Raw genomic sequence first — 12,358 nt, forward strand, 5'->3', positions numbered from 1 at the left:
CTAATGAAATCTATCCTCCGTTTTCCGTCCCTGCTCGGGCTATTCCTGTTGTGGCTGCTGGTGCTCGATGCCCGCGCCCAGGCTATTCCCGCCGGCCTCACCCACGCCAACTATTCCTGGGATGCCAAGCGCCAGCGCCTGCCCCTGACCGAGGCCGAAGCCCAGCTGCCCGCCCTGCTGCTGCTCGACTTCAGCGCCCAGGAATACTTCTACGACGCCAAAACCGATAAGCTGGGTCTGTACTCGACCAACCACAGCATCGTGCGCGTGAACAGCACCGACGCCATTGAGCGGTTCAACAAGATCTACGTGCCGGTGCAGGATGGGGCCCTGCTCTGGCTGAAGGCCCGCACCATCAGTCCGCGCGGCGAGGTGGTGGAAATCAACCAGAGCAACATCAAGGAGCTCAAAGACCAGGATGGAGCCCGGGGCCTGAAGATTTTCGCCGTGGAAGGCGTGGAGAAGGGCAGCGAAATTGAGTACGTCTACATGCGCCAGCGCAGCGCCAGCTACTTCGGCCGCGAGTACCTGCAGGCCGATCTGCCGGCCCGCACCGTCACGTTCGAGCTGATTTCGCCCGAGCAGCTCACCTTCGACACCCGCGTGTACCACGGCCCCAAAGCCAGCCGCGACACGATTCTGGCCGGCAAGCACGTGGTGCGGCTGGCCCTGAAAGACGTGGCGGCGGTTCGGGAAGAGGGCTTTGCCCACCCGCAGGCCGAGCGCATGCGCATCGAGTACAAGCTGGCCTACAACAGCGGCCGGGGCCGGGAGCGGCTCTTTACCTGGGCCGAGGCCAGTCAGTACATTCACCGCTCGCTCTACACCTACTCCAAAGACGAAACCAAGGCCGTCGACAAGCTCGTGAAGCAGATGAGCGTGCCCGCCGGCAGCGCCCCGGAGCAGATTCAGTTTGTCGAGAATTACATTAAAACCAACTTCAACCCCACCGAGGGCGGGGGCGGCGAGGCCGAGTTGAGCCGCACCATCGCCTCGCGCAACGCTACCGACCTGGGCTTTACCCGCCTGTTCGCGGCCGTGTTCCGCAAGCTTAACATCGAGCACGAGGCCGTGGTAACGTCCGACCGCACGGTGTCGCCCTTCGACGAGTCGTTCGACACCTGGAACTACCTCGACAACTACATTTTCTACTTCCCGGCCACCAAGCAGCTGCTGGCGCCCAGCCGCCCCGACTACCGCTACGGCATGGTGCCCGCCGAGTGGACCGCCAACCCCGGCCTGTTCGTGCGCACCGTGAAGCTGGGCACGACCGAATCGGCGGTGGGCAAGGTGAAGGACATTCCGACCCTCACGGCCGACCAAAGCCCCAACGACCTGGACATCAAGGTGCAGTTTGCGCCCAGTCTGGACAAGTCGCAGGTGAGCATCCGCTACATCATGGGCGGCTACAATGCCCAGGTGATTCAGCCCTTCTACTCCCTGATTCCGGAGGAAAAGCGCACCGAAATAGCCCAGGAGCTGATTAAGAGCTGCGTGCCCGATGCCACGTTCAAAAGCCTGAAGGTGCTCAACGGGGAGCGGGGCCTGAGCCCCTTGACCAAGCCCTTCATCGTGGAGGCCGGCGTAGAGTCGGCGGCGCTGCTGAACCGGGCGGGTCCCAAGTACCTGTTCAAAGTCGGGGAGTTGCTCGGGCCGCAGTCGGAGCTGTACCAGGCCGATGCCCGGCAGTTCGACGTGGAAAACGAGTTCAACCGGCGCTATAACCGCGTGATTACCTTCGAGCTGCCCGCCGGCTACAGTGCCCGCAACCTGAAAGACCTCAACTTCGACGTGAAGGCCGGCCCCGACGCCACCGCGCCGCTGTTCCTGTTTCAGTCGAGCTACGCCGTGCAGGGCCAGACCGTCACGGTTACCATCAAGGAGCACTACCAGCAGATTCACTGGCCCAAAAAGGACTTCGAAGCCTTCCGGGAAGTAGTCAACGCGGCGGCCAACTTCAACAAAGTGGTGCTGGTGCTGGAAAAGAAGGGGTAAGACCTGAGTAGTAGCGCGAACTACAAAGTTCGCGCTACGGATAACGATGCCGCAACGGCCCCGTCTTCCTCAGAAAGCGGGGCCGTTGGCTTGGGCGGCCGGCGCGGAAATGTCGGGCGGAATGCTCGGCATGCCGAATATTTTGCGTTCATTGCAGCCTCCTCACCCCGACCTCGTTGCCATGTCTGAGCTAGCCTCCGCAGTGCCTGCCCCGGCCGATACGCCCCAGGCCGCGGCCTTCCGCCGCACCATTGCCAACCCCCTGAAGCTGCGCCTGTTTATGCTGCGCAGCCTGCCCATGGCCTACCTGGCCGGCCTGCGGGTGCGCGACATCACGCCGGCCCGGGCCACCGTCACGGTGCCGTTCAAGTACCTGACCAAAAATCCGTTTCGCAGCATCTACTTCGCCTGCCTGAGCATGGCCGCCGAAATGGCCAGCGGCGTGCTGTCGATGATGAACACCACCAGCGGCTCGCCCGTGTCGATGCTGGTGGTCGGTATGGAAGCGGAGTTTACCAAGAAAGCCGTGGGCCTGATTGCCTTTACCAGCGAAGACGGGCTGCGCATTGCCCAGGCCATTGCCGAAAGCCGGGCTACCGGCGAAGGCCGCACCGTGGTGTGCACCAGCACCGGCGTCGACCAGGCCGGCGACACGGTAGCCGTCTTCCGCATCACCTGGTCGTTCCGGGCGAAAAAGAAGTAATGTGCTCAAGTGCTAATGTGGGGAATGTGGGCAATGTGCTGATGTGCTAATGTGGTGGAATGTGAGAAATGTGAGGAATGTGTCATGGCGAGGCGCAGCCGAAGCAATCCGCCCGCTGAAACATGCTGAGCCCCCTAATGTGAAAAGCCCTTTCTCGTCGCAACGGGAAAGGGCTTTCTGGTGAAAGGTCATTGGTCACCAGCAGAGGACGGATTGCTTTGTCGTGCCTCCTCGCAATGACACGGGGAATATTAGCACATCAGCACATTCCCCACATTAGCACATTAAAAATTAGCACATTACCCGCTATTCCCGCTCGGCCAGGTTGTCCTTGGTGATGACGTCGACCAGGCCGTCTTCGCTGACCACGATAGCCATGCAGGGGTAGGGGCTGCTTTCCACGTAGCGGATGGCCGAGTTGTAGCGGGCTCCGCGGGTGCTGGTGCCGTGGCCCGAGGCCTTGCCGTCGAGGATGACGCCGATGGAGTAGCAGTACGAATCCGGGTCGACGAGCACGGCCCCGTCGATGGCCGTGACCAGGCGCGTGATGAGCGGGGTGAGCGGCACGGGCTCAATCAGGGTGCATTGCAGCTTGAGGCGGTCGGCTTCGGCCAGGGCTTCCGTCGTGACGACGACCAGGGTGCCGTGCTTCTGGCGGCTGGCTTCCACCACCACGTCCCAGAGGCGCTCCACTTTGATGGGGTCGGTCAGCTCGAAGATGCGGCGCAGGTCTTTGCGGAACTGCAGGCGGTTGAGGCGGGGGCGGGGCAGGCTGGGCTGGCCGTAGTGGCTGCGCATGAGCACCTTGCCGTCGTGCTGAAACTCCCAGGCGTAGTGGGTCACGAAGTTGATCATGAACAGATCTTCGCGGCTGGCGTCGTAGGTGCCCACCAGGCGGCCTAGGGCGTACACGTTTTCGCCGTCGGCCAGCAGGCTAACGTCGGGCGTGGTCATTTCGAGCAGCTTGCGCACGGCCCGGTAGTCGGTGAGCGGGGTGGGGCAGGTTAGGGCAAATACTTCCTCCAGGTTGGGGTGGCGGCGGCGGGCCAGCAGCAGCTTACCGATGCCCTCGGCGCCTTCGTAGCGCAGCGAGGAAATGGTGTTGCAGGTGGCAAACAGCTTGGCCGTGGCCGGACTGATGCCCAGGGCCTGGGCCGGCGTGTCCATCAGCAGCTTGCCGGCGGCCCGCACCAGCTCGTCGGTTTCGCGGGGGCGCACCAGCATGCCCGAGCCGGGTTCGGGTTCGGTCAGAGCCTTCACGCACTCTTCCTGGAAGCGCAGCACGGCGGCCAGCACCAACGACGGCGCCACCGGCTTGCCATCGGTGTAGTAGCGGTCGGGGTGCAGCGACTGATGAATCTTGAGGGCCTTGCGGTTGAGTTGCAGTACGGTTACCACGTAGAAGCGGCCCACCAGAATAGGCCAGCCGGCGAAGTACTGGCTTTTGCCGCCCACCGCGTCGAGGGCCTCCTGGGTGGCCATGCGCAGGCCCACGCCCTGGAAGCGCTTCCGGATGGTTTCCTCGGTGAGCTGCTCCCGGTCAGCCGGGGCCCAGGCGTAGGAATCCTGCATTTCCCGGCCCCGGGCCATGATCTGGCCGAAGTGCTGAAAGTCGAGGCCGCAGTCGGCTGGCTCCAGGCACACCACGTCCTCCTCGCTGCGGCCCTGGGCGGCGGGAATGCCAATGAGAGTCACTTGCGGGGCCAGGTCGTCGTCGAGGGCATTGAAAATACCTTCGGCCATAGCCTGGGCCGCCTGCTGAAACCGGGCCTGGTAGGGCCAGATGGTGAGGGGGCCGGACACCGGCGGCGCGGGGATAGGAGCTACCGGCGGGGCCGACAATACGGGTAACGGGGCAAGCATAAGAATAGAAAGCAGGTGGAAGGAAGGGCAGCAAGAGCCGGCGCGGGCCGCGGGAAAAGTAGCTGGGTGGAAGACCGGCCGGGTAAAGAAGTAGACGAATCAGCGGCGCCGATATTCAACCAAGGCGCTGAAAAAAGCTGGTGAGCAGCAACGGCGGCGCGGAAAGGAATCAGAGCAGCTGAAACAGCACCGGCAGCACCATTTTTTGCTTGACGGGCTTGCCCTGGTACAAAGCCGGCTCCCACTTGGGCGCGGCCTTAATCAGGCGCAGGGCTTCCTCGTCGCAGCCCGCGCCCAGGCGCTTTACCAGCTTGACGTCGGTCAGGGAACCGTCTTTCTGCACCATGAACTCAACCAGTACCTTGCCCTGAATGTTCTTTTTGCGGGCCAGGGCCGGGTAGCGCAGGTTTTTCTGGATCCATTCGAAGAAGGCGTCGGTGCCGCCCACGGGCCGGGCAGGCTGCTCGGCTTTCACTACCGTGGGGCCGTCATTTGCCTCGGGCTTCAGGGTTTCGGGCTCCCCGGTAGTGGCCGGGGCGGGGCCGCCGGCGCCCAGGGGCAGGTGAAACGTGACGGGAATGGTGACGCGCTGCCGCACTTTGGCGCCCTTGTTTTCGGCCGGCACCCACTTGGGGCCGGCTTTAATCAGGCGAATGGCTTCGGCGTCGAGGGCCGGGTCGACGGGCGTTTTGGCCACGACCTCCGACACGCCGCCCGACTTTTCTACCACGAAGGTTACTTCCACGGTGCCGCTGCGCCCGTGTTGCAGGGCGGCGGTGGGGTACTGCTGGTTTTTCTCGAGGTAGTCGGCGTAGCCCTGCAAGCCCACGGTGGGCACGGCGGGCTTGGCCACCGCGTCGTAGACCTGGTCGGCGGGCGTTTTGGGATACTTGAGCTTCTGCTGGGCGTGGGCCACCGACGAAGCGGCGGAGGTCAGGGCGAGCAGCAGGGCCAGGCGGCGGGCAGTAGTGAGCATAGACAAGCAGGAGTTAGAAGGAGCAGCGCAGCCCAAGACAACAACCGCACCAGCTCAGAAACGAACTATTGCAGTACGGATTGCGCCGTAATTCGGTAGTTTTGACGGTATGCAACCTGACGAAACCTCTACCGCGCACAATTCTTCCCGGGCTCCCGAGCCCGTGGGCCTTTATCCGCACGCCCGCCGGGCCGGCAACTTGCTGTTTCTCTCGGGCGTGGGCCCGCGGCAGCGCGGCCAGAAAGCCATTCCCGGCGTGGAGCTGTCGGAAGATAACGAAATCGTGCGCTACGACTTTGAAAGCCAGTGCCACGCCGTGTTTCAGAACGTGCGCTACATTCTGGAGGAAGCCGGCTCCCGCTGGGAAGACCTGGTGGACGTGACGGTGTTTCTGACCAACATGAAGGACGACTTCGCCACCTACAACCGCCTCTACGCCGAGTATTTCCAGAGCAACCAGCCCTGCCGCACCACGGTGGAAATCAACTGCCTGCCCACGCCCATTGCCATTGAGCTTAAGTGCATTGCCGTCATCGGCGAAGGGCGCTAGGGACCTGACGGCAAGCATTTATCCTGAGAGTCGATGAAGAAAACCATACCCTTCGTGGTGGCCAGCTTGTTCGGGTTCGAGGAAGTAGCAGCCCAAAACATCCGCCCCGATACGCTGCGCGTCATTGGTCTGAGCGAGGTGGTCGTGTCGGCCAACCGCGTGCGGGAGCGGCGCGCCGACGTGCCCCAGCAGATTGACGTGCTGCGCGCCGCCCAGATCCGGCTGCAAAACCCGATGACCACGGCCGACGCCCTGCTCAATACCGGCCAGGTATTCGTGCAGAAGTCGCAGTTTGGGGGCGGCAGCCCGGTTATCCGGGGCTTCGAGGCCAACAAGATTCTGCTGGTCGTGGACGGGGTGCGGATGAACAACGCCATTTACCGGGCCGGTCATTTGCAGAACATTCTCTCGACCGACGCCAACGTGCTGGACCGCGTCGAGGTGCTCAGCGGGGCGGGCTCCGTGCTGTACGGCACCGACGCGCTGGGCGGCGTTATCAGCCTGCTGACCAAGAACCCGCTGCTCGCCGACAGTACCACGGGCACCGGGCCGCGGGTGCGCACCAGCAACCTCGTGCGTTACGGCACGGCGGCCCGGGAAAAAACGGCCCACACCGACCTGAGTTTGGGCTGGCAGAAGTTTGGCTCGCTCACCAGCATCACCGCCTCCGACTTCGACGACCTGCGCAAGGGCCGCCGCGACTATAAATCCTTTCCCGGCTTCGGCGAAAACCTGCGCTACGTGGAGCGGCAGGATGGCAAGGACGTGGTGGTGCCCAACGACAACGTAAACATTCAGCGGCAGTCGGGCTACCGGCAGCTGGCGGTGCTGCAGAAGTTTCTGTACCGGCCCAGCGCCCGCCAGCAGCACACCCTGAACGTGCAGTACTCCACCACTTCCGACGTGCCCCGCTACGACCGGCTGCAGGAGTACCGCAACGGCGCGCTGCGCTTCGCCGAATGGAACTACGGCCCGGAGAAGCGGTTTTTCGCCAGCTACCAGTTCCAGTACTCCCGTCCCACGCTGCTGTTCGACATGGTGCGCCTGACGCCCGCCGTGCAGAAGGTGAACGAGAGCCGCCTGTCGCGCCCCTTCGGCCGCGACACCCGGGACGAAAACCTGGAGGAAGTGAAAATCGGGTCGGTAAACCTGGACTTGTTCAAGCAGATCGGGCGGCACGAGCTGCGCTACGGGGCCGAGGCCGCCCACAACAAGGTGGAAAGCATCGGGCGCAACGTGAACATCGTTACGGGCCAGACCAAGGGCATTGCCACGCGCTACCCCAACGGCTCGACCTACGCCACGACCGGCGTGTACGCCTCCCACAACTGGGAAATCACGCCCCAGCTGATTTTGTCGGACGGGTTGCGCTTCAGCACGGTGCGTTTGAAGGCCAATTTCAACCCCGAGTTCTTCAAGTCCAGCCTGCTGAACTCTGACCAGAAATCAGCGTCCCTGAATGGCAACCTGGGGTTGGTCTGGATGCTGCCGGCGGGCTTCCGGGTGAGCGGGTTGCTGTCGACCGGCTTCCGCAACCCCAACCTGGACGACGTCAGCAAAACCTTTGAGCAGAACAACGGCACGCTCATCGTGCCCAACCCCGACCTGAAGCCCGAGCAGATTTTCTACCGCGAGGCCGAAGTGTCGCAGACCATCGAAGGCCGGCTGCACGTAGCCGTCACGGGCTTCTACAGCACCCTGACCGACGCCATTGTGGTGCGGCCCTACACCGCCCCCGACGGCTCGACGACGACCGTGTACAACAACCAGACCTTCGTCACGGTGGCCAATACCAACGCCAGCAAGGCCCGCGTCTACGGCTTCAGCGGCCGGTTAAATGCCGCCTTGCTCGACCATTGGAGCGCCCAGGCCTCGGCCACCTACACCAACGGCCGCGTGCTGACCACCGACGTGCCGCTGGACCACATTCCGCCGGTGTACGGCCGCGGGGCCATTACCTACCAAAGCCGCCGCCTCACGGCCGAAGCCTCCGTGCTGTTCAACGGCCGCAAGGGCGTGGCCGACTACAGCCCCTCGGGCGAAGACAACCTGATTCAGAACACGCCGGTGGGCGCTTTGGGCTGGCAAACGTTTAACCTGCGAACCACTTTCCAGGTCACCCGGGAGTGGAGCGTGCAGTCGGGCCTGGAGAACATTCTGGACCAGAGCTACCGGCCCTTCGCCTCGGGCATCAACGCGGCGGGCCGGAATTTCTACCTGACGGTGCGGTTTGAGCACTAGGCCGCGCCACAACGCAGGACGGGGAGGGTGGGAGTGTTACTTTTGACGCTCTCACCCTTTTTTGCGTCGTGCCCGTATCCTCCGCCTTCCGTCCGCTGGTCCTTGCCCCGGCCGAGCTGTTCACCGAAAACCTGGCCGCCCACACCGTCCAGGAACGCCACTACGCCACCCGGCACCGGGCCGTGGCCTGGGTGCGGGTGGCGGCGTTTGGCGCCAGCATAGCGGCGGTGTGGTGGCTGTTTTCGCGCGGCGAGCTGCCGGCTGTGTTTGCCGTGGCGGCCCTGGCCTACGTGGTGTTTCTGCTGCTGGTGCGCTGGCACTCGGCCGTGGGCTACCAGCGGGAGCATTACCGGCTGCTGGCTCAGCTCAACCAGGATGAGCTGGCCCGGCTGGCGGGTCAGCTCAGCGGCTTCGACGCCGGCACGCGCTACCTCGACCCCACCCACCCCTACACGGCCGACCTTGACGTATTCGGTCCCCACTCGCTCTACCAGCTGCTGAACCGCGCCACCTCCCGCCTGGGCCACGACTGGCTGGCCGGCTGGCTGCTCAGCGGTGCGGCGCCGGCAGTGGTGCGGCAGCGGCAGCAGGCCGTGGCCGAGCTGGCTCCCGACGTGGCCTGGCAGCAGGAATGGCAGGCCCGGGCCAAACATTACCCCAAACAGGATGCCGACCCGCGCCAGTTTACGGAGTGGCTGCGGCAGCCCGATTTCTTCCGGGGCAAAGCCTGGCTGAAAGTGCTGCTCCTGGTTTTGCCGCCCCTGGCCGTGGCCAGCGTGGGGCTATGGCTGGTGGGTTACTCGGCCCGGCCGGTGCTGGTGGCCGTGCTGGTGCTGGGCGGCCTGAACGGCGTGTTCCGGCAGGCTCGGGCCGAATACTACCGCCACAGCAGCTCCATGCGCGACGCGCTACGGGCCTACTGGGCGCAGCTGGCCTGGTTTGAGGCCCGCGCCTGGACCGCTCCCCGGCTGCAAGAGCTGCACGCCACCCTGCACGCCGGCTCCGGGCAGCCCGCTTCCGTGCTCATGGGGCAGCTGACGCGCATCACGGGCCTATTTTCCATCCGGGAAAGCGCCTTGGTAGCCGTGGTGGCCAACAACATCCTGCTCTGGGACCTGGGCTGCATGTGGCTGCTGGAATGCTGGAAAGCCCGCCTCGGCGGCCAGCTCGACGCCATGCTGGAAGTGGGCGCCGAGCTGGAAGCCCTGGTAAGCCTGGCCGGGTTTCAGGCGGCCAACCCCGACTACGCCGTGCCCGCGCTGAGCGACACGCCGCTGGAAGTAACGGCCGAAGCCCTGGGGCACCCACTCATCTTCACCCGGCAGCGCATCCGCAACGACTTCAGCAGCCGGGGCGCGGGCCAGACGGGCATTATCACGGGCTCGAACATGTCGGGCAAAAGCACGTTTCTGCGCACGGTGGGGCTGAACATGGTGCTGGCCCAGGCCGGGGCGGTGGTCTGCGCCCGGGCGTTGCGGCTGGCCCCGGCCCAGGTATACACCGCCATGCGCACCCAGGACAACCTGGCCGAAAGCACCTCTTCGTTCTACGCCGAGCTCAAGCGCCTGCGCCTGCTGCTGGAGCTGACGGCCACCGGCCAGCCCGTGTTTTACCTGCTCGACGAAATCCTGAAGGGTACCAACTCCCGCGACCGGCACCGCGGCGCCCAGGCCCTGATCCGGCAGCTGCACCAGCGCCCGGCCAGCGGCCTGGTCAGCACCCACGACCTGGAGCTGGCCGCTATGGCCCAGGAGCTGCCCGGCGCCGTGACCAACTACAGCTTCAACAGCACCATCGAGGGCGACGAAATCCGCTTCGACTACCGCCTCACGCCCGGCGCCTGCCGCGAGTTCAACGCCAGCAAGCTCATGCAGCTCATGGGCATAGCGGTGAATGAGTGAGGTGGTGAATGAGTGAAGTTGACGCGTTGTCTTCTCTACTCCGCTATTTCTTCCCAACGCTCGGCCGATGCTGCCGTAAGCAACAACCTGCCCCGTAGGGCGCAGTAAGGTGAGCGGCCCAGCCGGCCCAGAACGAAAAACTCACTCATTCACTCATTCACTCATTCACTCATTCACCACTCGTGTACATCCGGGAAAATCTTCGTTGGCGTGTTATCTGGAAGTATGCCTGGCGCAGCGTGCTGCTCTTTACGCTCTATTCCCTGCTGATTTGCGGGCTGTACGCGGGAGCCAAGCTGACTTTTATTGCTATTCCGTGGCAGCCGGTGGCTACCCTGGGCATTGCCGTGTCGTTCTACATCGGCTTCAAGAATAACGGCTCCTACGACCGGTTCTGGGAAGGGCGGCAGCTGTGGGGCGGCATCGTGAATGCCAGCCGCACCTGGGCCATCAAGGCCCTGGAGTTCGTGACGTCGGTGGTGGATGCGCCCAACGTGGAGGCCCCGGCCGCCAGTGCCCACGAGCTGAGCCACCGCCACCGCCAGCTGGTATACCGCCACCTGGCCTGGTGCAACGCCCTGCGCCTGAACCTGCGCCGCCAGCCCGAGCTGTGGGATGAGCAGGTGGCCCCGTTTCTGGATGCCGACGAGTCGGAGGTGATGCGGCGCAAGCAGAACCCGCCGGCCCACCTGCTGCGCAAGCAGGCCGCCGAGCTGCGGATTCTGCGCGAGGAGCGCGGCCTGCTCAACGACTTCCAGCACGTGTCGATGGTCGAAACCCTGGAGCAGCTCTACACCCTGCAGGGCGGCTGTGAGCGAATCAAGAATACCCCGTTTCCGCGCCAGTACGCCTTTTTTAGCTACGTATTCGTGTGGCTGTTTACGGCCCTGCTGCCGCTGGGCCTGCTGGGCGAGTTTTCCAAGCTGGGGCCCACGCACGTGTGGCTCACGGTGCCGTTTTCGGTGCTGGTTTCCTGGGTGTTCAACACCATCGAGGTAGTAGGCCATACCAGCGAAAATCCCTTCGACAACCAGATGAACGACGTGCCCATGACGGCCCTGTGCCGCAGCATCGAAATCGACCTGCGCGAAATGCTGGGCGAAACCACCCTGCCGTCCCGCCTTGAACCCATCGACGACATTCTGTACTAATTCCGGCCTGCTGCTGCTGGCGGAAAAGGGCTGGCAATCGGCCCGCCGCGCTTTCGCCGGAATAATTCATAGCTATTCAAAGATATAGCTGAGCCGCCGCTGCTTCCGCCCGGCCCTCCCCAGGGCTGGGCGGAAGCGTTTTCAGGGCTTTCGGTGGGGGCCGGCCCGGGTAGGCTGAGCCAGCTGGGGGCGGGTAGGGTAATTGTATTTATTTTATTTCGGGTATAAATAAGAAACTATTATATTCAGAATGAGTGTCTTACGGCTGAAAATATTCGGGCCGCTGAGCAGCCCATCCATCCTCTGATACGTATTTATATACCCGTTGCTACCCGTTGGTTGGTGCTGTTTTCTTGCCAAGCGCCGTCTTGCCCGTTTGTTTCCGCCCTGCCCTTCTGCTGCCAAACCCTACTAACCATTTTTGACCAGTACCCATGGAAGTGTATCGTGAGATTTTGCCGGAAAGCTACCTTCTCATTCTGGCCGACGACGTGCTCAGCCCCGACGAACAGGAAGACGATGCCCTGGACCGGGCCCTGAGCCGGGCCGCCCGCAGCGGCAAATCCAGCGTCTGGGTCGACTGCAGCCACCTGCACCACCTGCCCTCGGATGCGGCGGAGCTGCTCAGCTACTACTACCACAAGCTGAGCAAACACGGCATGAGCCTGATTCTGTGCCACCTCAGCGACTTCACCCGGCAAGAGCTGCAAGCCCTGGTGCCCGCCCTGAACGTGCCCATCGTGCCGACTCTGCTCGACGCGGAGAGATACTGCCAGCAGCCCATGAACTTGCACCGCGCCCAGCCCGACGCGGCCTAGCGCCCGCCGGGCCGGCGGCCCGCCCAGGCCCTGCCCCCGCGTGGGGCAGGGCTTTCGTTTTCGTGGGGGAAGGGCAGCGCGCCGGGCCGACCCGGGAAATTCCGCCCGGGTAGAAGGCTGGGTCTCAGGGCGAAAAGGGGAAGTAGCGGCCGAGGCGGTA

General features: G+C 63.8%; 9 protein-coding genes. 7 read left to right on the forward strand and 2 right to left on the reverse strand.

Annotated elements, in window-relative coordinates:
- Positions 1 to 3: 3 nt before the first annotated feature.
- Both E5K00_RS17100 and E5K00_RS17105 read left to right on the forward strand, forming a co-directional pair.
- Positions 4 to 1,995 carry a DUF3857 domain-containing protein gene (locus E5K00_RS17100; RefSeq protein ID WP_167856931.1) on the forward strand — a complete coding sequence of 664 codons (1,992 nt, stop codon included), beginning with the start codon at positions 4 to 6 and terminating at the stop codon, positions 1,993 to 1,995.
- 181 nt (positions 1,996 to 2,176) lie between these two features.
- The gene (locus E5K00_RS17105) at positions 2,177 to 2,698 is read left to right on the forward strand and encodes a DUF4442 domain-containing protein (RefSeq protein ID WP_245328325.1); all 522 of its coding nucleotides are present in this window, start codon (positions 2,177 to 2,179) and stop codon (positions 2,696 to 2,698) included.
- A gap of 306 nt (positions 2,699 to 3,004) precedes the next feature.
- On the opposite strand, the gene E5K00_RS17110 is transcribed toward E5K00_RS17105, so the two are convergent.
- Together E5K00_RS17110 and E5K00_RS17115 are read right to left on the reverse strand one after the other, a co-directional pair.
- Positions 3,005 to 4,561, reverse strand: a complete 1,557-nt coding sequence (locus tag E5K00_RS17110; protein ID WP_135464499.1) for a DNA integrity scanning protein DisA nucleotide-binding domain protein — start codon at positions 4,559 to 4,561, stop codon at positions 3,005 to 3,007.
- Between the two features lie 169 nt (positions 4,562 to 4,730).
- Positions 4,731 to 5,537 (reverse strand): energy transducer TonB, encoded by an 807-nt coding sequence (locus E5K00_RS17115; protein WP_135464500.1) that lies wholly within the window; start codon positions 5,535 to 5,537, stop codon positions 4,731 to 4,733.
- A gap of 109 nt (positions 5,538 to 5,646) precedes the next feature.
- Here E5K00_RS17115 and E5K00_RS17120 point away from each other — a divergent pair, with 109 nt between their 5' ends.
- The 5 genes from E5K00_RS17120 to E5K00_RS17140 all read left to right on the forward strand — a co-directional run bounded on the left by E5K00_RS17120 (position 5,647) and on the right by E5K00_RS17140 (position 12,198).
- On the forward strand, positions 5,647 to 6,087 hold the full coding sequence (locus E5K00_RS17120) for a RidA family protein (protein ID WP_135464501.1): 441 nt from the start codon (positions 5,647 to 5,649) through the stop codon (positions 6,085 to 6,087).
- A 33-nt stretch (positions 6,088 to 6,120) separates the two neighbouring features.
- A complete protein-coding gene (locus E5K00_RS17125; RefSeq protein ID WP_135464502.1) occupies positions 6,121 to 8,328 on the forward strand; it encodes a TonB-dependent receptor in 2,208 nt (735 codons plus the stop codon).
- A 68-nt stretch (positions 8,329 to 8,396) separates the two neighbouring features.
- On the forward strand, positions 8,397 to 10,229 hold the full coding sequence (locus E5K00_RS17130; protein ID WP_245328326.1) for a MutS-related protein: 1,833 nt from the start codon (positions 8,397 to 8,399) through the stop codon (positions 10,227 to 10,229).
- Between the two features lie 239 nt (positions 10,230 to 10,468).
- Positions 10,469 to 11,380 carry a bestrophin family protein gene (locus E5K00_RS17135; protein ID WP_245328327.1) on the forward strand — a complete coding sequence of 304 codons (912 nt, stop codon included), beginning with the start codon at positions 10,469 to 10,471 and terminating at the stop codon, positions 11,378 to 11,380.
- Between the two features lie 434 nt (positions 11,381 to 11,814).
- On the forward strand, positions 11,815 to 12,198 hold the full coding sequence (locus E5K00_RS17140; RefSeq protein WP_135464504.1) for an STAS domain-containing protein: 384 nt from the start codon (positions 11,815 to 11,817) through the stop codon (positions 12,196 to 12,198).
- The last annotated feature ends 160 nt before the right edge of the window (positions 12,199 to 12,358 follow it).

The organism is Hymenobacter aquaticus, from assembly GCF_004765605.1.
Taxonomy (GTDB): Bacteria; Bacteroidota; Bacteroidia; order Cytophagales; family Hymenobacteraceae; genus Hymenobacter; species Hymenobacter aquaticus.